Annotated in this window: 16 protein-coding genes; 5 read left to right on the forward strand and 11 right to left on the reverse strand. The window is 71.6% G+C overall.

What is annotated here, in order from left to right; translation table 11 throughout:
- Positions 1-3: 3 nt before the first annotated feature.
- The gene (locus ACH4UK_RS34655) at positions 4-1,377 is read right to left on the reverse strand and encodes a M16 family metallopeptidase (RefSeq protein ID WP_398362886.1); all 1,374 of its coding nucleotides are present in this window, start codon (positions 1,375-1,377) and stop codon (positions 4-6) included.
- Between the two features lie 267 nt (positions 1,378-1,644).
- Here ACH4UK_RS34655 and ACH4UK_RS34660 point away from each other — a divergent pair, with 267 nt between their 5' ends.
- Positions 1,645-4,098, forward strand: coding sequence for a DNA topoisomerase (ATP-hydrolyzing) subunit A (locus ACH4UK_RS34660; protein ID WP_398362888.1), 2,454 nt, complete (start codon positions 1,645-1,647; stop codon positions 4,096-4,098).
- Between the two features lie 40 nt (positions 4,099-4,138).
- Here ACH4UK_RS34660 and ACH4UK_RS34665 read toward each other — a convergent pair whose 3' ends face one another.
- Complete coding sequence (locus ACH4UK_RS34665) at positions 4,139-5,275, reverse strand: CobW family GTP-binding protein (RefSeq protein WP_398362889.1); 1,137 nt, start codon at positions 5,273-5,275, stop codon at positions 4,139-4,141.
- Between the two features lie 23 nt (positions 5,276-5,298).
- Positions 5,299-6,453, reverse strand: a complete 1,155-nt coding sequence (locus tag ACH4UK_RS34670) for a citrate synthase/methylcitrate synthase (RefSeq protein ID WP_398362891.1) — start codon at positions 6,451-6,453, stop codon at positions 5,299-5,301.
- 110 nt (positions 6,454-6,563) lie between these two features.
- Between ACH4UK_RS34670 and ACH4UK_RS34675 the strand changes: the two genes are divergently transcribed.
- Positions 6,564-7,817: a citrate synthase gene (locus ACH4UK_RS34675; RefSeq protein ID WP_398362893.1), complete on the forward strand. Its 1,254-nt coding sequence runs from the start codon at positions 6,564-6,566 to the stop codon at positions 7,815-7,817.
- A 63-nt stretch (positions 7,818-7,880) separates the two neighbouring features.
- Here the strand turns inward: ACH4UK_RS34675 and ACH4UK_RS34680 are convergent, their stop codons facing one another.
- Positions 7,881-8,900, reverse strand: a complete 1,020-nt coding sequence (locus ACH4UK_RS34680; RefSeq protein ID WP_398362895.1) for a LacI family DNA-binding transcriptional regulator — start codon at positions 8,898-8,900, stop codon at positions 7,881-7,883.
- Positions 8,901-9,073: 173 nt separating this feature from the next.
- On the opposite strand from ACH4UK_RS34680, the gene ACH4UK_RS34685 reads away from it, so the two are divergent.
- Together ACH4UK_RS34685 and ACH4UK_RS34690 are read left to right on the forward strand one after the other, a co-directional pair.
- Entirely contained in the window at positions 9,074-10,753 is a 1,680-nt protein-coding gene (locus ACH4UK_RS34685) for an ATP-binding protein (RefSeq protein ID WP_398362897.1), read from the forward strand.
- Entirely contained in the window at positions 10,750-11,424 is a 675-nt protein-coding gene (locus tag ACH4UK_RS34690) for a response regulator (RefSeq protein WP_398362899.1), read from the forward strand. Before ACH4UK_RS34685 ends, ACH4UK_RS34690 begins: the two co-directional genes overlap by 4 nt.
- Before the next feature lie 56 nt (positions 11,425-11,480).
- Here ACH4UK_RS34690 and ACH4UK_RS34695 read toward each other — a convergent pair whose 3' ends face one another.
- From ACH4UK_RS34695 to ACH4UK_RS34705, 3 genes are all read right to left on the reverse strand, one after another.
- A complete protein-coding gene (locus ACH4UK_RS34695; RefSeq protein WP_398362901.1) occupies positions 11,481-13,073 on the reverse strand; it encodes a cation acetate symporter in 1,593 nt (530 codons plus the stop codon).
- Positions 13,070-13,546: a DUF485 domain-containing protein gene (locus ACH4UK_RS34700; RefSeq protein ID WP_398362903.1), complete on the reverse strand. Its 477-nt coding sequence runs from the start codon at positions 13,544-13,546 to the stop codon at positions 13,070-13,072. Before ACH4UK_RS34700 ends, ACH4UK_RS34695 begins: the two co-directional genes overlap by 4 nt.
- Before the next feature lie 195 nt (positions 13,547-13,741).
- Positions 13,742-15,868, reverse strand: a complete 2,127-nt coding sequence (locus tag ACH4UK_RS34705; RefSeq protein ID WP_398362905.1) for a type IIA DNA topoisomerase subunit B — start codon at positions 15,866-15,868, stop codon at positions 13,742-13,744.
- A 446-nt stretch (positions 15,869-16,314) separates the two neighbouring features.
- On the opposite strand from ACH4UK_RS34705, the gene ACH4UK_RS34710 reads away from it, so the two are divergent.
- Complete coding sequence (locus ACH4UK_RS34710) at positions 16,315-16,548, forward strand: hypothetical protein (protein ID WP_007449803.1); 234 nt, start codon at positions 16,315-16,317, stop codon at positions 16,546-16,548.
- A gap of 121 nt (positions 16,549-16,669) precedes the next feature.
- Here the strand turns inward: ACH4UK_RS34710 and ACH4UK_RS34715 are convergent, their stop codons facing one another.
- The 4 genes from ACH4UK_RS34715 to ACH4UK_RS34730 form a co-directional block, all read right to left on the reverse strand.
- The gene (locus ACH4UK_RS34715; protein ID WP_398362907.1) at positions 16,670-17,500 is read right to left on the reverse strand and encodes a S1 family peptidase; all 831 of its coding nucleotides are present in this window, start codon (positions 17,498-17,500) and stop codon (positions 16,670-16,672) included.
- Between the two features lie 135 nt (positions 17,501-17,635).
- On the reverse strand, positions 17,636-19,183 hold the full coding sequence (locus tag ACH4UK_RS34720; protein WP_398362909.1) for an RNA polymerase sigma factor: 1,548 nt from the start codon (positions 19,181-19,183) through the stop codon (positions 17,636-17,638).
- Between the two features lie 323 nt (positions 19,184-19,506).
- Positions 19,507-20,373, reverse strand: a complete 867-nt coding sequence (locus ACH4UK_RS34725) for a FadR/GntR family transcriptional regulator (protein ID WP_398363020.1) — start codon at positions 20,371-20,373, stop codon at positions 19,507-19,509.
- Positions 20,374-20,554: 181 nt separating this feature from the next.
- Positions 20,555-22,291 carry an ATP-binding cassette domain-containing protein gene (locus tag ACH4UK_RS34730; RefSeq protein ID WP_398362911.1) on the reverse strand — a complete coding sequence of 579 codons (1,737 nt, stop codon included), beginning with the start codon at positions 22,289-22,291 and terminating at the stop codon, positions 20,555-20,557.
- Between the last annotated feature and the right edge of the window lie 129 nt (positions 22,292-22,420).

The raw sequence follows: 22,420 nt of genomic DNA on the forward strand, positions 1-22,420 counted from the left end.
CGCTCACTTGTCCGCCCCCTCGTGCGCGTCGGTGCCCTCGGCGCCGTCTTCGCCCCCGTCGGCCTCGTCGGCCGGCTCGGTGGGCTCGTACACCAGCACCGCCCGGTTGTCGGGGCGCAGGACCGCCGCGGCCGCCGCTCGCACCTCGTCCGCGGTGACGTCCAGGACGCGGCCCACGGCGCTCAGGGCGAGCTGCGGGTCGCCGAACAGGACCGCGTAGCGGCACAGTTCGTCGGCACGGCCGGCGACCGTGCCGAGCCGGTCCAGCCACTCGCGCTCCAACTGCGCCTGGGCCCGCTCCATTTCCTCGGGGGTGGGCCCCTCGGCGGCGAACCGGGCCAGCTCCTCGTCGACCGCGGCCTCGATCTGATCCACCTCGACGCCGCCGGACGTCTTCACGTCCAGCCAGCCCAGCGAGGGCGCGCCGGAGAGCCGCAGCAGTCCGAAGCCGGCCGCCACCGCCGTACGGTCGCGGCGGACCAGGCGGTTGTGCAGCCGGGAGGACTCGCCGCCGCCCAGCACGGTGAGCGCCAGGTCGGCGGCGTCACAGGCACGGGTGCCGTCGTGGGGCAGCCGGTAGGCGGCCATCAGGGCGCGCGCCGGGACCTCCTCGTGGACCACTTCGCGCAGCTGCTCGCCGATGGTCTCGGGCAGCGTCCCGTCGCGCGGCGGCTGCTTGCCGTCGTGGGAGGGGATGGAGCCGAAGTACTTCTCGATCCAGGCGAGGGTCTGCTCGGGGTCGATGTCGCCGACCACCGAGATCACCGCGTTGTTGGGCGCGTAGTACGTACGGAAGAACGCGCGGGCGTCCTCCAGGGTGGCCGCGTCCAGGTCGGCCATGGAGCCGATCGGGGTGTGGTGGTAGGGGTGGCCCTCGGGGTAGGAGAGGGCGGTCAGCTTCTCGAACGCGGTGCCGTAGGGCACGTTGTCGTAGCGCTGGCGGCGTTCGTTCTTGACGACGTCGCGCTGGTTCTCCATGGACTCCTCGTCGAGGGCGGCGAGGAGAGAGCCCATACGGTCGGCTTCGAGCCAGAGAGCCAGCTCCACCTGATGGGTGGGCATGGTCTCGAAGTAGTTGGTCCGCTCGAAGCTGGTCGTCCCGTTGAGCGAGCCGCCGGCTCCCTGGACGAGCTCGAAGTGACCGTTCCCCTTGACCTGGCCCGAGCCCTGGAACATCAGGTGCTCGAAGAGGTGAGCCAGACCGGTGCGTCCCTTGACCTCGTGGCGCGAGCCGACGTCGTACCAGAGGCAGACCGCGGCGACCGGGGTCAGATGGTCCTCGGAGAGCACCACACGCAGGCCGTTGGCCAGGCGGTGCTCGGTCGCTGTCAAGCCGCCGGAGCCGGCCTGTGCGGTGGCCGTGTGACCCATGGGCATGTACGTCCCTTCGATCGCGATACTGGACTTCCTGCCAGACCTGCCACTCTAAGCAAGCGCGGCGGCACCTGGCGAAGTTCCCGTGCCGTGGATGTTTCCTGTCATGGGTGTCGTCGGCGCTGCGGACGGAGCCGCCTGGCCCGCTTCGGACGGGTCGAGGTCGGCGTTGTCAGTGCGGCGGTCCACAATGGACCGCGTCAGTAGCTCGTGTTGTCCCGAACAAGCTCAGGTTGTCCGAACAGAATCTGTGAAGGAGTCGCAGCCGCGATGGCCCGCCGTAGCACGAAGACCCCGCCGCCGGACGACTTCGAGGAGAAGATCCTCGACATCGACGTCGTCGACGAAATGCAGGGCTCCTTCCTCGAGTACGCGTACTCGGTGATCTACTCCAGGGCCCTGCCCGACGCCCGCGACGGCATGAAGCCGGTGCACCGGCGCATCGTGTCCCAGATGAACGAGATGGGGCTGCGCCCCGACCGCGGCTATGTGAAGTGCGCCCGCGTCGTCGGCGAGGTGATGGGCAAGCTGCACCCCCACGGCGACGCCTCGATCTACGACGCCCTGGTGCGCATGGCGCAGCCCTTCTCGATGCGGCTGCCCCTGGTCGACGGCCACGGCAACTTCGGCTCCCTCGGCAACGACGACCCGCCGGCCGCCATGCGGTACACCGAGTGCCGGATGGCCCCCGCCACGTCGTTGATGACCGAGGCGATCGACGAGGACACCGTCGATTTCCAGTCGAACTACGACGGCCAGGAGCGCGAGCCGGTCGTCCTCCCCGCCGCCTATCCCAACCTCCTGGTCAACGGGGTGTCCGGCATCGCCGTGGGCATGGCCACCAACATGCCCCCGCACAACCTGGGCGAGGTCATCGCGGCCGCCCGCCATCTGATCAAGCACCCGGGCGCCGACGTCGAGACGCTGATGCGCTTCGTCCCCGGCCCCGACCTGCCCACCGGCGGCCGCATCGTCGGTCTGGGCGGAATCAAGGACGCGTACACGGCGGGCCGCGGCACGTTCAAGATCCGCGCCACCGTCGCCGTGGAGAACGTGACGGCCCGCCGCAAGGGCCTCGTCGTCACCGAACTGCCCTTCACCGTCGGCCCGGAGAAGGTGATCGCCAAGATCAAGGACCTGGTCTCGGCGAAGAAGCTCCAGGGCATCGCCGACGTCAAGGACCTCACCGACCGGGCGCACGGGCTGCGTCTGGTCATCGAGGTGAAGAACGGCTTCGTGCCGGAAGCGGTGCTGGAGCAGCTCTACAAGCTGACGCCGATGGAGGAGTCCTTCGGCATCAACAACGTGGCGCTGGTCGACGGCCAGCCGCTCACCCTGGGCCTCAAGGAGCTGCTGGAGGTCTATCTCGACCACCGCTTCGAGGTGGTGCGCCGGCGCAGCGAGTTCCGCCGCACCAAGCGCCGCGACCGGCTGCACCTGGTCGAGGGCCTGATCGTCGCCCTGCTGGACATCGACGAGGTCATCCGGATCATCCGGGACAGCGACAACTCGGCGCAGGCGAAGGAGCGCCTGATGGCGCACTTCTCGCTGAGCGAGATCCAGACCCAGTACATCCTGGACACGCCACTGCGCCGGCTCACCCGTTTCGACCGGATCGAGCTGGAGAGCGAGCGGGACCGGCTCACCGGCGAGATCGACGCGCTGACGGCGATCCTGGAGTCGGACGCGGAGCTGCGCAAGCTGGTCTCATCGGAGCTGGCCGTCGTGGCGAAGAAGTTCGGCACGGACCGGCGCACGGTGCTGCTGGAGTCGGCCGGTTCGCAGATCGCGTCCGTGCCGCTGGAGGTGGCGGACGACCCGTGCCGGGTGCTGCTCTCCTCGACGGGCCTGCTGGCCCGCACCGCCAACGCGGATCCGGTCGAGGTCTCCGAGGACGCCCGGCGGACCAAGCACGACGTGATCGTCTCGGCGGTGGCGGCGACAGCCCGCGGCGACGTCGGGGCGGTGACCTCCACGGGACGGCTGCTGCGGCTCTCGGTGATCGACCTGCCGCAGCTGCCGAACACGCACGCGGAGCCGAATCTCTCCGGCGGGGCGCAGATCTCCGAGTTCCTCAGTCTGGAGACGGACGAGGAGCTGGTCTGCCTCACCACCCTGGAGGAGTCCTCGCCGGGCCTGGCGATCGGCACGCTCCAGGGCGTGGTGAAACGCGTCGTGCCGGACTACCCGGCCAACAAGGACGAGTTGGAGGTCATCTCCCTCAAGGACGGTGACCGCATCGTGGGCGCGACCGAGCTGCGTACGGGCGAGGAGGACCTGGTGTTCATCACCTCCGACGCCCAGTTGCTCCGCTATCCGGCGGCCCAGGTGCGCCCGCAGGGGCGAGCGGCCGGAGGCATGGCGGGCGTCAAGCTGACGGCCGGGACCGAGGTGCTGTCGTTCACGGCGGTGGACCCGGCGGCCGAGGCGATCGTGTTCACGGTGGCCGGCTCGCACGGCACCCTGGACGACTCGGTGCTGACCTCCAAGCTCACCCCGTTCGACCAGTATCCGCGCAAGGGCCGGGCGACCGGCGGAGTGCGCTGCCAGCGGTTCCTGAAGGGCGAGGACGTCCTGGTGTTCGCCTGGGCGGGACCCGTCCCGGCACGGGCCGCCCAGAAGAACGGCACCCCGGCGAAGCTGCCGGAGCCGGACCCGAGGCGGGACGGTTCGGGCACGCCGCTGCTCGAGCCGGTGGCCGTGATCGCGGGACCGCCGCTGTAGGCGGGACGCCTCCCCGTACGACGGGGAGCGGCCGGGGGCCTTACGCCTCCGCGACCGCTTCCCGTTCCGGGGCCGGCTCCTGTACGTAGCGGAGCACGCCCCACATGGCGCGCTCGGTCTCCTCGGCGTCCGTCGCCCGTGCGGTCGCGGGGTCGGTCCGGCAGGCGGCGAGTCCGTCCAGCAGCGCCCCGGCGTCGAGGCCCGCGCCGATCATGACGAGCTGGGTGAGGCGCTGCTCGCCGCGCACCCACGGCCGGGGGACGAAACACAGGAACCGGCCGACCGCGTGCAGCGCGTACCGGTGCGCCGGGTCCCCCGTTCCGAAGTCGGCGAACCCCTTGATCCGGTAGAGGCCCTCGGGCCGGGAGTCGAGGAAGGCCATGAGGCGGCGCGGGTCCATGGGGAGGTCGGAGGTGAAGTCGACGCTCTCGTACGCCGCGTGCAGATGGTCCTCGTGGGCTGCGCCCCCGGGCGATCCGTCCCCGTGGGGGTCGCCCGCTCCCCCGTGCTGCTCCTCCCTCAGCAGATCCTCGAAGGTGAGCTGGCGGACCTTCTCCTCGTGGTCCGGCCGCAGGGCCGGGTCGAAGAGCAGCTCGGGGTCGATCCGGCCGTAGGCGGCGGAGACGACGACGGCCGGGCCGCTGAGCGCCGCGACGCTCTCGCGCAGTTCCTGATGGGCCGCCGCTCCGATCCGGTCGGTCTTGTTCAGGACGACGAGGTCGGCGACGGCGAGATGGCGGTCGAGCTCGGGATGCCGTAGGCGGGTGCCGCCGAACTCGGCCGCGTCGACGACCTCGACGAGACCCCCGTACCGGATGTGCGGGTTGTCGCTGGCCAGCAGCATGCGGACGAGTTCCTGGGGTTCGGCCAGCCCGCTCGCCTCGATGACGATCACGTCCAGCCGGGCGGAGGGCCGGGTCAGAGTCTCCAGGAAGGTGTCGAGTTCGCTCGCGTCGACGGCGCAGCACAGGCAGCCGTTGCCCAGCGAGACCGTCGATCCGACCTGCCCCGAGACCGTCATGGCGTCGATCTCGATGGCCCCGAAGTCATTGACGATCACGCCGATCCGGGTGCCCGCCCGGTTGCGGAGCAGATGGTTCAGGAGCGTGGTCTTGCCTGAGCCGAGGAAGCCCGCCAGGACGACGACCGGGATCTGCGGGGTACGGGGCGGGGTCAACGGGGACCTTCCTGGAGGCGTCGTCAGGGTGCCGGGACCGGCTGCGGCGGGGGTGCGCCGACATAACGGGCCGCCGGGCGGATGATCTTCGAGTCCTCCGCCTGCTCCAGGATATTGGCGCTCCAGCCGACCACGCGCGCCGCGCAGAAGGTGGGGGTGAACATCGCGCGCGGCAGCCCGCACAGCTCCATGACCACTCCGGCGTAGAACTCCACGTTGGTGTGCAGCTCCCGGCCCGGCTTGAGCTCGGCGAGGATGGCCTCGACCTGGCGTTCCACCTCCACGGCGAAGTCGACGAGCGGGCCGCCGAAGCCCTGCGCGAGGGACTTGAGCATCCGCGAGCGCGGGTCCTCGGTGCGGTAGACGGGGTGGCCGAAGCCCATGATGCGGCGGCCGGAGAGGACCTGTTCGCGGATCCAGCCGTCGATGCGGTCCGGGGCGCCGATGGCGTCCAGGGTGTCCAGGGCCCGGCTGGGGGCTCCGCCGTGCAGCGGTCCGGAGAGCGCTCCGACCGCCGCCACCAGGCAGGCGGCCAGGTCGGCTCCGGTGGAGGCGACGACGCGGGCGGTGAAGGTCGAGGCGTTGAAGCCGTGGTCGACGGTCGAGATGAGGTACTGCTCGACGGCCCGGACCCGGTCGGGCTCCGGCTCCGAGCCGGTCAGCATGTACAGGTAGTTCGCGGCGTGCGGCAGGTCCTCGCGGGGTTCGACCGGCTCCAGCCCCTGGCCCAGGCGGTGGAGGGCGGTCAGGATCGTGGGGACGGCCGCGCAGGCGGCGAGCGCGTCCTCGCGTCGGCGCTCGGCCCCGATGTCGTACACCGGGCGGAAGCCGGCCGAGGCGCCCAGCAGGGAGAGCGCGGTGCGCAGTCCGGCGAGCGGGCCGGAGACGGCGCTCGCACGCGCGATGGCGGGCAGCGCCTCGCGGACCTCGGCGGGCAGGGTGCGCAGCGCGGCGGTGCGGGCGGCGAAGTCGGCGGCGGCCGCCCGGTCGGGCAGTTCGCCGTGGACCATCAGGTACCAGACGTCCTCGAAGCCGCGGGTCCGCGCGAGCTCGATCGCCGAGTACTGGCGGTAGTGGTAGAAGCCCTCGCGGCCGCGGACGTCGCCGAGGGCGGTGTCGGTGACGACGACGCCGGCGAGACCGCGGGGGACGTCAGGGACGACAGGGGTGGTGGTCATGTCCGTCTCTCCTCCGTGCAAGCAACATTGATTTGACTGTCCATGCTTGACTTGAGATCTGTCAATGTTGATTGAATCAAGGTGAACCTGCGGTGGATACGGTGGTCTCCATGACGGATCAACCAGAGCCCGGCCGGCCCGACGCACCCCGGCTGACCACCCGTGAGGCCGCCGAGCTGCTGGGGGTGAAGCCGGAGACGGTGTACGCCTACGTCAGCCGGGGCCAGCTGAGCAGCGCGCGGGCCGCCGGGGGGCGGGGCAGCACCTTCGACGCCGACGAGGTGCGGGCGCTGGTCCGGCGGTCGGGGCGGCGGGACCCCTCCCCGGCCGGGGGCGACCTCGTCTTCCGTACCGGCATCACGCTCATCGAGGGCGACCGCTACTACTTCCGCGGGGTCGACGCGACGGAGCTGGCCCGGCAGTACGGCTACGAGGAGGTAGCCGAGTGGCTGTGGACGGGGGAGCTGCGGCCCGGCGTCCGGTTCACCGCGTCCCCGGGGACCCTCGCCGCGGCCCGCCGGACGGTCGGCGCGCTGCCCGCGCACAGCGGGTCGACGGACCGGCTGCGGGTGGCGGTGACCGCTGCCGCGGCCACGGATCCGCTGCGGTTCGACCTGTCGCCCGAGGCGGTGCTGAGCAGCGCCCGGGGCCTGATCCCGACGCTGGTGGGCGCGCTGCCGGCGCTGGGCGCGCCGGAGGCCGACGAGGGCTCCCTGGCCCGGCGGCTGTGGTCACGGCTCACCGCGGAGCCGGCCGACGCCCCCTCCCTCGCCGTGCTGGACGCGGCCCTGGCCCTGCTGATCGACCACGACCTCGCGGCCTCCACCCTGGCCGCCCGGGTCGCCGCCTCCGCGCGGGCCCACCCGTACGCCGTGGTCTCGGCGGGTCTCGGCGTGCTGGAGGGACCGCTGCACGGCGCGGCGAGCGGACTGGCGCACCGGATGCTGCGGGAGGCGGTGGACCGGGGCAGCGCGGTCCCCGTGGTCGCCGACCACCTGCGGACCGGGCGGCGGGTGCCCGGTCTGGGCCACCGGCTGTACCGGGGCGAGGACCCCCGGGCGACCGCCCTGTTCGCGCTGCTGGCGGAGGTGCCCCAGGCGGCCGGGGCGCTGGCGGCGGCCCGCGAGGTGGTCGGCACGACGGCACGGCACGCCCCGCTGCACGCCAACGTCGATCTGGCCCTGGCCGTCCTGTCCGTCTCCCGGGGGATGCCGGCGGACGCGGGCGAGACCGTGTTCGCGGTGTCCCGTACCGCGGGCTGGATCGCCCACGCGCTCGAGGAGTACGGGGAGCGCCCGCTCCGCATCCGGCCGAGCGGGCAGTACACAGGGCCGCGGCCGCCGCGGCCCCTGCCCGCTCCCTGAGGGCCGACGGGACGGCCCTCAGGTCCGGACCAAGGGGCTCCGACTGCGCAAATTAGCTACGGATCACCGGGAATTCTCGCGCGGCGGCTGGGCGGTGGATCCGCGCACCACCAGTTCCGGCTCGAAGAGCAGCTCGTCGGACGGCACGGTCCGTCCGCCGATCTGGACGGAGAGCAGCTCCACGGCCGCGCGCCCCATGGCCTCGATGGGCTGGCGGACCGTGGTGAGGGGCGGCTCGGTGCAGTTCATGAAGGCCGAGTCGTCGTAGCCGACGACCGAGACGTCGCCGGGCACCGAGAGACCGCGACGGCGGGCGGCCCGCACAGCGCCCAGCGCGAGCGGGTCGCTGGCACAGATGATGCCGGTGATGCCCCGGTCGAGCAGCCGCATCGCGGCGGCCTGCCCGCCCTCCAGCGAGAACATCGCGCGGGCCACCCACTCGTCGGGCACGGCCGTGCCCGCCTCCTCGGCGAGCACCCGGGCGGCGGCGAGCTTGCGCTGCGAGGGCACGTGGTCGGACGGGCCGAGGACGAGTCCGATGCGCTCGTGGCCGAGCGAGACGAGATGGCGCCAGGCCTGCTCGACGGCGACGGAGTCGTCGCAGGAGACGCCGGGGAAGCCGAGGTGGGCGATGGCCGCGTTGATCAGGACGACGGGGATCTTGCGGTCGGCGAGCACCTTGTAGTGGTCGTGCGGGGCGTCGGCCTGGTGGTAGAGGCCGCCCGCGAAAACCACGCCGGAGACCTGCTGCTGCAGGAGCAGCTCGACGTAGTCGGCCTCGGAGACGCCGCCCTTGGTCTGGGTGCAGAGCACCGGGGTCAGCCCCTGCTGGGCGAGCGCGCCGCCGACCACTTCGGCGAACGCCGGGAAAATCGGGTTCTGCAGCTCGGGCAGAACGAGTCCGACCAGCCGGGCCCGTTCGCCGCGCAGCTGGGTCGGGCGCTCGTAGCCGAGGACGTCCAGCGCGGAGAGAACGGCCTGCCTGGTGGCGTCGGAGACACCCGGCTTGCCGTTCAGCACCCGGCTGACCGTCGCTTCGCTGACTCCCACCTTCTGGGCCACTTGAGCAAGTCGTCGCGTCATGCGCGCAAGATTAGCGAAAAAAGCGCAAGAAGATTGCGTCGAGGGAGAACTCCTCCGGAACGCTCGCGGACGGAGCACCGCGAGGCGGGATCCGCCTGCGGCAGAGGCGCCGATACGCGGTGATACACGGCCGAATTTCCGCCCCGGCCGCCGGGCCCTTTACCGTTCGTACGATGAACCCCCCACCGACCCCGGGCCGGGGACCGCGCCGGTTCGGCTGGCCCCAGCGGGTCTTCTCCCAGGTTCTGCTGATGCAGCTGGCCATCATCACCGGTGTGACGGTCCTGGTCACCGGCCTGTTCCTGGCCCCCCTCAGCGACCAGCTGGACGACCAGGCGATGCGCCGCGCGCTGGCCATCGCCCAGAGCACCGCCGCCCAGCCGGGGATCGTCGAGGACCTGAGCACCACCGACCCGTCGGACCGCGGGCCCGTCCACTCGGCCGCCGAGCGGGTCAGGCGGGCGACCGGGGCGGAGTACGTCGTCGTCATGGACCGGCGCGGGGTGCGCTGGTCGCACCCCGAAACCGACCGGATCGGCGCGGTCGTCTCCACCGACCCCGGTGAGGCGCTGCGCGGCCGCGAGGTGATGGAGATCGACAGCGGGACCCTCGGCCGTTCCGCACGGGGCAAGGTGCCGCTGTTCAACCCGTCCGGCGAGGTCGTCGGCGCGGTCTCGGTCGGGATCGAGTACGACAGCGTCCGCGCCCGCCTCCTCGGGGCGATCCCGGGGCTGCTCGCGTACGCGGGCGGGGCCCTGGCCGTCGGGGCGCTGGCCGCGTATCTGATCTCCCGGCGGCTGCAACGGCAGACGCACGACCTGGCCTTCTCCGACATCTCGGCGCTGCTGACCGAGCGCGAGGCGATGCTGCACGGCATCCGCGAGGGGGTCGTCGCCCTCGACGGGGCCGGACGCGTCCGGCTGTTGAACGACGAGGCGCAGCGGCTGCTGGGCGTCGGCCCGGAGGCGGCGGGCCGGCCGCTGGAGGAGGTGCTGGGCGACGGGCGGACCGCGGACGTGCTGGCCGGGCGGGTGGTCGGCGACGACCTGCTGACGGTCCGGGGCAGCCGGGTGCTGCTGGCCAACCGGATGCCCACGGACGACGGCGGGGCCGTGGTGACCCTGCGCGACCGGACCGAGCTGGAGCACCTGGGCCGTGAGCTCGACTCCACCACGGGGCTGATCGACGCGCTGCGCGCCCTGGACCACGAGCACGCGAACCGGCTGCACACCCTGCTGGGGCTGCTGGAGCTGGAGATGCACGAGGACGCGATGGAGTTCGTCACGGAGGTGGTGGGCGTCCACCGGGCGACGGCGGAGCAGGTCACCGAGAAGGTGCAGGACCCGCTGCTGGCCGCTCTCCTGGTCGGCAAGGCCACGGTGGCCGCGGAGCGCGGCGTATCGCTGCGGCTGGCCCCCGGCGCCCTGCTGCCGGACCGGGTGGTGGATCCCCGGGGCCTGGTCACCGTGGTGGGCAACCTCGTCGACAACGCCACGGACGCGGCGGCCGGATCGGACGGCGCGCGGATCGAGGTCGGGCTGCGGGCCGAGGGCCGTACGGTGATCCTGGGGGTGCACGACAGCGGCCCCGGCGTCCCCCGCGAGCAGCAGGCGTCGATCTTCACGGAGGGCTGGTCCACCAAGGACCTTCCGGCGCACGGCAGACGCGGCCTGGGGCTCGCCCTCGTCCGCAGGCTCGCGGAGCGCCAGGGAGGCAGTGTGACGGTGTCCGGGGCGGACGGCGGCGGCGCGGTGTTCACGGTCGTGCTGCCGGAGGCGCTGGCCGATCCCGCCACGGGGTCCGGCGGCGCTCCGCCCCCCGCGCAGCCGGCCACGACGGGAGAGCAGCGGTGATCCAGGTCCTGATCGTGGACGACGATGTCCGGGTCGCGCAGATCAATGCGGCGTACGTCGCCAAGGTCCCGGGCTTCCTGGTGGCCGCGCAGGCCCACTCGGCGGCCGGGGCCCTGGCGAAGGTCGAGGAGGTCCCGGTGGACCTGATCCTGCTGGACCACTACCTGCCCGACCGCAACGGCCTCGCCGTCGTACGGGAACTGCGCCGTCTCGGCCGTCAGGTCGACGTGATCATGGTGACGGCCGCCCGGGACGTCGCGACCGTGCAGGACGCGATGCGGCACGGCGCGCTCCAGTACCTGGTGAAGCCGTTCACGTACGCCGGTCTGCGCTCGAAGCTGGAGGCGTACGCGGCGCTGCGGCAGACGCTCGACGGGGGCGGGGAGGCCGAGCAGGCGGAGGTGGACCGGCTCTTCGGCGCGCTGTGGGCGGCGGGCGAGCCGGACCTCCCCAAGGGCCATTCCCCCACCACCGCCGAGCTCGTCCGGCAGGCCCTGCGCGGGGCCGGGGGCCCGCTCTCCGCCCAGGAGATCGCGGACAGCGCGGGGATGAGCCGGCAGACGGCCCAGCGCTATCTGAAGCTGCTGGAGCGCACCGGCAAGGTCCGGCTGACACTGCGGTACGGCGAGACGGGCCGCCCCGAACACCGCTACGCCTGGACCGGGGTCTGAGCCCCGCGCGGGCCGGTGCACCGTGCCGCACCGGCGGGGCCTCACCCGGGCCCGCGCTACGCCGCCCCGGCCCCCGTCAGCGCCCGGACCTCGCTCTCGGCGTGCTTGGCCTCGTCGGGCTGCTCGGGTGAGGTGACCGTACCGATCCAGCCGGCCAGGAAGCCGAGCGGGATCGAGACCAGGCCCGGGTTCTCCAGCGGGAACAGCTGGAAGTCGACGCCGGGGAAGAGGGACGTGGGGCTGCCCGAGACGACGGGCGAGACCAGGACCAGGACGACCGCCGGAATCAGCCCGCCGTACACGGCCCAGACCGCGCCCCGGGTGGTGAAGCCGCGCCAGAACAGCGAGTAGAGCAGGGCCGGGAGGTTCGCCGACGCGGCCACGGCGAAGGCGAGACCCACCAGGAAGGCGACGTTGAGGTCCTGGGCGAGCAGTCCGAGGCCGATCGCCACCACGCCGATCCCCGCGGCGGCCACGCGTGCCACGGCGACCTCGCCGCGCTTCTTGCGCCCGGGACGGCGGAGCGAGGCGTAGAGGTCGTGGGCGACGGAGGCGGACGAGGCGAGGGTGATGCCCGCGACGACGGCCAGGATGGTGGCGAAGGCGATGGCGGCGACCACGGCGAAGAGAATCGTTCCGCCGGTGGACCCCTCACCACCGCCGAGGTTGAGGGCCAGCAGCGGGACCGCGGTGTTCCCCGCCGCGTTCGAGGAGCGGACCTCGGCGGAGCCGACCAGGGCGGCGGCGCCGAACCCGAGCACGATCGTCATCAGGTAGAAGCTGCCGATCAGGCCGATGGACCAGACGACGGAGCGGCGCGCGGCGCGGGCGGTGGGCACGGTGTAGAAGCGCGACAGGATGTGCGGCAGCCCCGCCGTGCCGAGGACCAGGGCGACGCCCAGGCTGATGAAGTCGACGCGTGAGGTCCAGTCCCCGCCGTAGCGGAGGCCGGGAGCGAGGAAGTCCTTGCCGTGGCCGCTGCGTTCGGCCGCGGTGTTGAGGAGGTGGTTGATGTTCCCGTGGAAGTGGACCAGGACGAGGACGGTGAGGGCGACGGCCCCGGCCATCAGCAGGACCGCCTTGACGATCTGGATCCAGGTGGTGGCGCGCATGCCGCCGAAGGACACGTAGATCACCATGAGCGCGCCGACCCCCACCACCGTCCAGGACCGGGCCGCGTCGCTCGTGCCGCCGAGCAGCAGGGCCACGAGGCTGCCCGCGCCGACCATCTGGGCGACCAGGTAGAGCACGGAGACGGTGACGGACGAGGTGCCGAGCGCGGTGCGCACCGGGCGCTCCGCCATCCGGGCGGCGACCACGTCGGCCAGGGTGAACCGGCCGCAGTTGCGGACGAGTTCGGCGACGAACAGCAGGACGACGAGCCAGGCGACCAGGAAGCCGACCGAGTAGAGCATGCCGTCGTAGCCGAAGAGGGCGATCAGTCCGGAGATCCCGAGGAAGGAGGCCGCCGACATGTAGTCGCCGGCGATGGCGAATCCGTTCTCCATGGGCGAGAACAGCCGTCCGCCGGCGTAGAACTCCTCGGCGGAGCCCTGCCGGTTGCGGCCGACCCACGTGGTGATGAAGAGCGTCACCGCGATGAACGCGCTGAACAGCAGCAGGGCGAGTGTCTGGTGGTCGCCTCTCAACGTCCGAGCCCTCTCGTCATCTCCTGGGTGTCCCAGCGCAGATCGAGCGCGGCCCGGTCCCTGCGCAGCCGCGCGTGCCGTGCGTACGCCCAGGTGAGCAGGAACGTGGTGAGGAACTGGCCGAGGCCCGCCACCATCGCGACGTTGACCGCGCCGGCGACCGGGCGGGCCATCAGCTCGGGCGCGGTGGTCGCGGCGACCACATAGGCGAGATACCAGAGGAGGAAGGCGAGAGCGGCGGGGGCCACGAAACGGCGGTAGCGGCGGCGCACCTCGCGGAAGGCGGCGCTGCGGTGCACTTCCAGATAGATGTCGGCCGCACGGGGGGCCGGCTCCGGCTCCGCCGCTCCGGACGCGTCGGGGCTCGCGACGCCTCCCGCACCGTCCCCGTCGCCCCAGCCGGTGGGCGGCACGTCGTCCCACGGGTCGTCGAGCCGCACTCCCGCGGTCTCCGGCCCTGCTTCCTTCTCCACCGAACAACTCCCCTGATCCGCGGACCTTTTCGGCCGCACGGCCAACCATGGGCGGTTCGGGAAGATCACGGGCGCGCCATTCGCCCGACTTCACCCCTTCAGGTGACAGAAGTCCCGGACGGCTGCGCGAACTCCGGGAAACGCCCCCGGCCCCCGCTCCGGTGGGACGGGAGCGGGGGCCGGGGGCGTACGGGATCAGGCGTCGATGCGCGAGCGGTCCAGGGTGGCCGCGGAGCTGGTGATGAACTCCTTGCGGGGCGCGACCTCGTTGCCCATCAGCAGGTCGAAGACCTGCTCGGAGGATTCCAGGTCGCCGATGTTGATGCGCCGCAGCGTGCGGTGGCGCGGGTCCATCGTGGTCTCGGCCAGCTGATCGGCGTCCATCTCGCCCAGGCCCTTGTAGCGCTGGATCGATTCCTTGATCCGGACGTTCTTGCGCTGGAACTCCAGGAGGGTCTGGCGCAGCTCGTTGTCGGAGTAGGTGTAGACGTACTTGTCCTGGCCCTTCTTGGGCTGGACCAGCTCGATCCGGTGCAGCGGCGGGACCGCGGCGAAGACCCGTCCGGCCTCGACCATCGGGCGCATGTAGCGCTGGAAGAGGGTCAGCAGCAGGGTCCGGATGTGGGAGCCGTCGACATCGGCGTCGGTCATCATGATGACCTTGCCGTAGCGGGCGGCGTCGATGTCGAAGGTCCGCCCGGACCCGGCTCCTATGACCTGGATGATGGCGCCGCACTCGGCGTTCTTCAGCATGTCGGAGACGGACGACTTCTGGACGTTGAGGATCTTGCCGCGGATCGGCAGCAGGGCCTGGAACTCGCTGTTCCGGGCCAGCTTGGCGGTGCCGAGCGCCGAGTCGCCCTCGACGATGAAGAGCTCGCTGCGCTCGACGTCGTCACTGCGGCAGTCGGCGAGCTTGGCGGGCAGCGAGGAGGACTCCAGCGCGGTCTTGCGGCGCTGGGCGTCCTTGTGCTGGCGGGCCGCGATCCGGGTGCGGGCGGCCGCCACGGCCTTCTCCAGCACCGCCCTGGCCTGAGCCTTGGCGTCCCGCTTCGTCGAGGTCAGGAAGGCCTTGAGCTCCTTGGCGACCACATTGGCCACGATCCGGTTGGCCGCCGAGGTGCCGAGCACCTCCTTGGTCTGCCCCTCGAACTGCGGCTCGGCGAGCCGTACGGTGACGACGGCGGTGAGCCCTTCGAGGGCGTCGTCCTTGACGACGTCGTCCTCGGCGACCCGCAGCATCTTGGCGGAGCGCAGCGCCTCGTTCACCGTCTTGGTCAGGGAGCGCTCGAACCCGCTGACGTGGGTGCCGCCCTTGGGGGTGGCGATGATGTTCACGAACGACCGTACGGTCGTGTCGTAGCCGGTGCCCCAGCGCAGGGCGATGTCGACGGCGAGCTCGCGGGTGACCTCGGTGGCGGTCATGTGGCCGCGGTCGTCGAGGACCGGGACGGTCTCCTTGAAGGTGCCCGTGCCGCTGAGGCGCTGGACGTCGCAGACGGCCTTGTCCTGGGCCAGGTACTCGCAGAACTCGCTGATGCCGCCGTCGAAGCGGAACGTCTCCTCCGTCTTGCCCTCGCCGTCGAGCCCCCGCTCGTCGCGGACGATGATCGTGAGGCCGGGGACGAGGAAGGCGGTCTGGCGGGCCCGCTGGTAGAGCGTCTCCAGGTTGAGCTTGGCGTCCTTGAGGAAGATCTGGCGGTCCGCCCAGTACCTGGTACGGGTACCGGTGCGGGTCTTGGGGACCCGCTTCCCCTTGCGGAGGCCGTTGGCCGGATCGAAGGGGCTGTCGGGGCCCTGCTCGGTGAACATGCCCGGGACGCCGCGCCGGAAGCTGATGGAGTGGGTCGCGCTGTTGCGGTCCACCTCGATGTCCAGACGGGCGGAGAGGGCGTTGACCACGGAGGCGCCGACGCCGTGGAGGCCGCCGGACGCGGAGTAGGAGCCGCCGCCGAACTTGCCTCCGGCATGCAGCTTGGTCATGACGACCTCGATGCCGGAGAGGCCCGTCTTGGGCTCGACGTCGACCGGGATACCCCGGCCGTTGTCCCGGACCTCGACCGAGGAGTCGTCGTGGAGGATGACCTCGATCTGGTCGCAGTAGCCGCCGAGGGCCTCGTCGACGGAGTTGTCGATGATCTCCCACAGGCAGTGCATCAGGCCACGGCTGTCGGTGGACCCGATGTACATCCCGGGGCGCTTGCGGACCGCCTCGAGCCCTTCGAGGACGAGAAGGTGCCGCGCGGTGTAGTTGGAACTGTCCCGGTCGCCGCCTGCTCCGGTCAGCATCGCGGTGGACGGCACGGATGTTTCGGCGGTCACGCGGTTCGCTCCTCGCTGAATTTCATCTGGGCCCCCGTGGGTACAGGGCTGGGCTTCGGTTGCCGCTGAGAGCCTACAGAGGCCTGGTAGAGCGGTTGTAACGCCACCCTCGGGGAATCCTCATGCTAGTCGAGCCTCATCCGGGCTCGTATGGGTGTTCGATCATTCGTTGGAGTGACGTGCACATCACGTTCCCTTCGAGGCATGAACCATTTAGGCTCCGGGCACGTCCTCTTGAACAAACCGGCAAGCCGGCCGGCGGGACCAACCCCCTAGACAAGCAATGCGAAACCGTAGCGCTCCGCATACGGCACATTCGCCGCCAACCGGCAACAGACAGCCACACCGAGAAGAAGTTTCGAAGAAAAGCCACGAGCGGGAACGTTTTCGGCCTGGTTGGATGTTGACCCTGGTACGACAGCTCGTCGAGCTAGAGAAGAGGCGACGTGACTACTGTTCTGACCCCCGCGAGCCCGCTGACCGCAGCAGACCGCTGTGACCGTTGCGGCGCCCAGGCATATCTGCGCGTCGTCCTGATCAGCGGCGGTGAACTGCTCTTCTGTGCCCACCACGGGCGCAAGTTCGAGCCGGAACTCAAGAAGATCGCCGCGGAAATACAGGATGAGACAGATCGGCTCACGGCCGTGCAGGCGGCCGCCGCCGACGAGGAACAACACTGACACCTCGCATCCACGACGAGCCAGGGGCCGGTCCAGGACCGGCCGACGGGCGGCTCCCCCACCGGGGGAGCCGCCCGTTCTCGTCGTAGCGGCCGGACCGGCCGCGCCGCCCCGGGACGGCTCAGATGCGGCCCGCGGCCCATTCCAGGGCGGCGGAGACCCGCGTGTACACCCCGGGGCTGCCCGCGCGCCCGCAGCCGCTGCCCCAGGACACCAGGCCGACGAGGCGCCCACGGGCCACCAGCGGCCCTCCGCTGTCGCCCTGGCACGCATCCCGGCCGCCCGCCGGATCGCCCGCACAGAGCATCGCCGAGGCCTTGTACGTACCCTCCTGGCCGCCCGGGTAGGCCCGCGCGCAGTCGCTGTCCGGCAGGACCTGGACCCGCGCGGAGCGCAGCACGGAGGCGTACGCGCCGTTTCCCGTGGTGTCGCCCCATCCGTAGACCGCCGCGGCGGTCCCGGCCCGGTAGGCGGCGTCCCCGCTCCTGGCCATCGGGATGGCGCCGCCCTTGGGCAGCGCACGGGACAGGGTCAGCACCGCGAGGTCGCCGGCGTTGGAGACGGGGTCGTACGCCGGGTTCACCCAGATGCCCCGGACCGGGATCTCCTGGCCGCCGGAATCGCTCAGCCGCTCCCGGCCGGCGATGACCAGCAGGTCCTTCACCCGGTCCGCCGGTCCGCCGAGCGCCTCGTCACTCAGACAGTGGGCGGCCGTAAGGATCTTCGTGGGCGCCACGGCGACGCCGCCACAGAACTGGCCCGAGCGCGCCCCCCCGAACCGGTCCCGGCTCGACAGCGCCACGGCCCAGGGGCTGTCCGCCACGGGGGCGGGCCCGCCCCCGACGATGATGCTGTCCGCGTGCGCCGGGGTGGGCGGGGCGAGGGGCATCACGGCCGCGGCGGCGGTCAGGGCGAGCACCCCGGTCAGGGCACGGACGACGGGACGGGGCATGGAGGCTCCTGACGCTGAGGTGACGATGGATCCACCCAGCGTGATCCAGCCGGTCCGCGTCCGCACCCGAGGACACGCCGGAGGGCCCGGATCCCCTGGGGGTTCCGGGCCCTCGGCCGGTGCGTGTGCGGCGATCTAGTCGAGGTAGTCGCGCAGCACCTGGGAGCGCGACGGGTGACGAAGCTTCGACATCGTCTTCGACTCGATCTGACGGATGCGCTCGCGCGTCACTCCGTAGACCTTGCCGATCTCGTCGAGCGTCTTCGGCTGACCGTCGGTGAGGCCGAAGCGCATCGAGACCACGCCCGCCTCACGCTCGGAGAGCGTGTCGAGCACCGAGTGGAGCTGCTCCTGGAGGAGCGTGAAGCTGACCGCGTCCGCCGGGACGACCGCTTCGGAGTCCTCGATCAGGTCACCGAACTCGCTGTCGCCGTCCTCACCGAGCGGGGTGTGCAGCGAGATCGGCTCGCGGCCGTACTTCTGGACCTCGATGACCTTCTCGGGGGTCATGTCGAGTTCCTTGGCCAGCTCCTCCGGGGTGGGCTCGCGGCCCAGGTCCTGGAGCATCTGGCGCTGCACGCGCGCGAGCTTGTTGATGACCTCGACCATGTGCACCGGGATACGGATGGTGCGGGCCTGGTCGGCCATCGCGCGGGTGATCGCCTGACGGATCCACCAGGTGGCGTACGTGGAGAACTTGTAGCCCTTGGTGTAGTCGAACTTCTCGACCGCGCGGATCAGACCGAGGTTGCCCTCCTGGATCAGGTCCAGGAAGAGCATGCCGCGACCGGTGTAGCGCTTGGCCAGGGAGACCACCAGGCGGAGGTTGGCCTCCAGAAGGTGGTTCTTGGCCCGCCGGCCGTCCTCGGCGATGATCTCCAGCTCGCGCTTGAGCTTCGGGGCGAGCTTGTCGGCGTTCGCCAGCTTGTCCTCGGCGAAGAGACCGGCCTCGATGCGCTTGGCGAGCTCGACCTCCTGCTCGGCGTTGAGGAGGGGAACCTTGCCGATCTGCTTCAGGTAGTCCTTGACCGGGTCGGCGGTGGCGCCGGCGACGGCGACCTGCTGGGCAGGTGCGTCGTCCTCGTCGTCGTCGGAGAGGACGAAGCCCTTGTTCTCGCCCTCGCCCTCCTCTTCCTCGCCCTTGCCGGCCTTGACTTCCTCGGCGGACTCGTCACCGTCGAGAAGCTCTTCGTCCTGCTTGCCGGACTTCTTCGCGGCGGTCTTCTTGGCCGCCGTCTTCTTCACGGCGGTCTTCTTGGCAGCCGTCTTCTTGGCTGCCGCCTTCTTGGCGGGAGCGACCGCGACGGCGTCGTCGGCCACCGCGTCCGCACCCTCGGCCGCCGGGGCGGCGGTGGCCGCGACGGTCCTGGTCACGGTGGTCTTCGCCGCGACGGTCTTGGTGGCGGTGCGCTTGACCGGGCTCTTCGCTGCGACGCTCTTGCGGGCGCGCTTCGGCGACTCCGCGGCACTGACCATCAGCGTCACACCCTCTTCCTCGAGGATCTGGTTGAGGCTGCGCAGAACGTTCTTCCACTGGGTTGGCGGAATCTGGTCAGCCTCGAAGGCCCGACGCACGTCATCGCCGGCGATCTGCCCATCAGCCTTTCCCCGCTCGATGAGCGCCATCACAGACTCGGACTCGGCGATCTCCGGCGGGAGCGTACGGGATGTGCTGGCCGACACGAACAACCTCTCGGAACGATGGAAACGGCTTCCGGCCCTGCCCTGGAGGGGGCTGGAACCGACGACCGTCGACTGGGGATGTCGTCGACGGCGCGGGTTTGGCCTCAGAACTGCACAGCGCACCCATGGGTTGCTGTATTCCTTCCGCGACGGTCACCTCTTAAGTCATCGCGCTGCTTCGAGGAGTGTTACGGCCAATCCGCGTGGCCCGAGTCACACCTCATTTGCGATGAACGGGGCCAAGGGTGGCATCCCCCCACAATTGTGCCGCCGGACCGGGCGGTCCGGCGGCACCGGGCCCACGCACCCCGGCCGCGCCCGGGTCAGTGCTCGCGCGGGGCGGGAACCACCCGCTCGACGTCGGGGTGGACGACGAGCAGTTGACGCATGGCCGACTCGGCGGCCCCGGCGTCGCCCGCGGCCAGGGCGTCGGCGATCCGCGCGTGGTGGGCGAGCGAGGTCTCACCGGGCCGGTCACAGCCGGTGACGGGACCACCGGAGACATGGAGGGCGGCCGAGACGATGCCGGAAAGGTGTTCGAGCATCCGGTTGGCGGCTGCCTGGATGAGCAGGGAGTGGAACTCCGCGTCGGCGCGGGAGAAGGTGATCGCGTCCCCCTGCCCCATCGCGTGCCCCATGATCTCCACCATGTCGCCGAGCCGCTGCTGAATGTCGTCCCGGCCGTGCCCGGCCGCCAGGCGGGCCGCGAGCGGTTCGATGGTCCAACGGAGCTCGGCCAGCTCACGGCGCTGGTCGTCACGCTGCGGACCGAAGGCCCGCCATTCGATGATGTCGGGATCCAGCAGGTTCCAGTCGCTGACCGGGCGGACCCTCGTGCCCACATTGGGGCGTGCGCTGACCAGCCCCTTCGCTTCGAGGACGCGCAGGGATTCGCGGACGACGGTGCGGGAGACCTCGAACCGCTGGCCGATCTCCTCGGGAACGAGGGGGCGGTCCGCGCCGAGGTCACCGGAGACGATCATCTGACCCAGCTGCTGGACGAGTTGGCCGTGGAGACCGCGCCCCCGGCTGGCAGCCCCCCGTCGGCTCGCCCGTCCCAGCTCGGAGTCGGAACCGCCCCAGGCTCGGGCCGCGGCACGCTCGCCGGCCTGCGCCTCCGTATAGGGATAGCGGTCGAGTTCGCCCGAGCCGGCCAGGCCGGAATCGACGGTGCGGGCGGCGGTCATCATGGTGTGCGCAAGGGTACTCACGCATCCTTTGTCGGCGCGGCGCGCCCACCCCTTGAGGTCTTTGGTGAAAAGCACACGAAAGGGTGATCGGCGTCCACTCCGCAATTGACGCCATATCCCTACAAAGCAGCCATTTCTCAGGGAGTTGCGGGCCCCTGTCCTCGAAGCGGTGCGACGGCGATCACCAACGCGCCCTTCCTCGAAGGCTGGTGAACAGATACGCGCAGATCAGGGCTGACAACGACAGGGCGAGAGCGGTCCCGACGGGCTGCGCCACCACCCGCGCGACGGCCAGGACCCAGTGGTCCGCCTCCTGCGGCAGCTGCCACCAGGCCAGTTCGCGCAGCCGGGCCGGGAGCCCGGCGACCGAACGCGCGGACGACGCCGCGAAGATCTTCTGCACCAGCGGGACGACGAGCACCGGAACGGCCAGCACCGCGGCAATACCCGCGCCCGCCACCCGGAAGACGCCGGCCGCCAGCAGCCCCGCCCAGGCGCAGCCGACGGTCAGCCCGGCCCAACTCGCACCCAGCGCCACGGCGTTCTCCGGCACCTCGACCAAGTCCGGTCCGTACACGAGCCGGAGGCTCTGCGCGCCGCACGCCACGGCTAGGCCGGCGAGCAGCAGGGCGAAGCCCGCGGTCACCGTGAGCTTGGCCAGCAGCAGCCCGATCCGCCGGGGCACGGTGCCGCGAGCGGCGGCGAGTGCCGGATAGCGGAACTCGTCCCCGAAGGACAGCGCCCCCAGCAGGCCCGCGCCGAGCGCGGCGGGAGGAAGCGGCAGCAGAGCGGGCCAGGCGGCGAGGGTGCGGGGCAGCGCGGTGCCGTCGGTGCGGGCGAGCAGGACGGACGCCGCGGCCGACACCACCAGAACGGCCGCCATGATCATGGCCGTTGTCCTGACGCCGAGGGAGCGTCGCAGTTCGTACCGGAACGGGCGCAGGGGGCCGCGCGCGGGGCGCACCCGGATCGGGGGCGGCAGCTCGGACAGCGCGGCGGCCGCGTCGTCCCGTCGCCCCCTGCCGGCCTCCACGGGGGCGGCGGGTCCGGTGTCACCGATCTCGTCGGCGAGCTGGTGCACTGGAACACCGTGCCGGTAGGCGGTGTCGCCGATCTCCGCGCAGTTGCTGCCGTACACCGTCAGCCGGCCGCTCGCTTCCTCGACGACCTCGACGGAGCGCTGGGCGGCGCGCGCCTCCCGGCTGACCACTGCGGCCAGCCGGGCCGCGTGCGGGGTGCGGACGGCGACCCGGGCCCGGAGCCGGGTGCGGGCGAAGTCGGCGACGTCCTGGTCGGCGATGAGGCGCCCGCCACCGATGGTGACGACGCGGTCGGCCGTGCGGGCCGCCTCCTTGGGGTCGCCGGTGGCGCAGAGGACCGTGCCGCCCTGGGCCGCGTGCGCGCGCAACAGCCCGTACAGCCAGCTGTTCTCCCGCGGGGACAGCCCTTCCGCGGGCTCGTCCAGGATCAGGGTGTGGGGGTCTCCGAGCAGCGCGCAGGCGAGGCCGAGCCGACGGTCCATCCCCACCGAGAGGGTGCCCAGGCGCTGATCCCCGAGCCCGGCGAGACCGACGACCTCGAGCACCTCGTCGGCCCTGGCGGCGGGCACGCCCGCGGCCGCGCAGAGCATACGCAGCTGCCCTCGGGCCGTCCGGGAGGGATGGCCGGGCACGTCGCCGAGCAGGACGCCCACTTCCCGTGCGGGGTGGGCGATGCGGTGCAGCGGCCGCCCCCGGAAGTAGGCGACGCCCCGCCCGGCGTCCAGTTCGAGCATCAGGCGCAGGGCGGTGGTCCTGCCCGAGCCCGGGGCGCCCAGCAGGGCCGTGACCCGGCCGGACGGAGCCTCGAAGGTCAGATCGTTCACGGCGGGCGGAGCGTCGCGACGGGGGGTGCTGGTGAGTCCGATGGCCTGGAGCATCGCTTCTCTCGCGTCTCTCGCGGAAGGTGAGACCGCTCGGCGGCAGAGGGGTACCGCAGCAACATAACGCGACATTTCCGACTTTTGGCGCAGGGGTGGGTCGACAGGCGTTCCGCGGGGCCATCACAG

The sequence above is a fragment of the Streptomyces sp. NPDC020884 genome (assembly GCF_044333935.1).
Classification (GTDB): Bacteria; Actinomycetota; Actinomycetes; order Streptomycetales; family Streptomycetaceae; genus Streptomyces.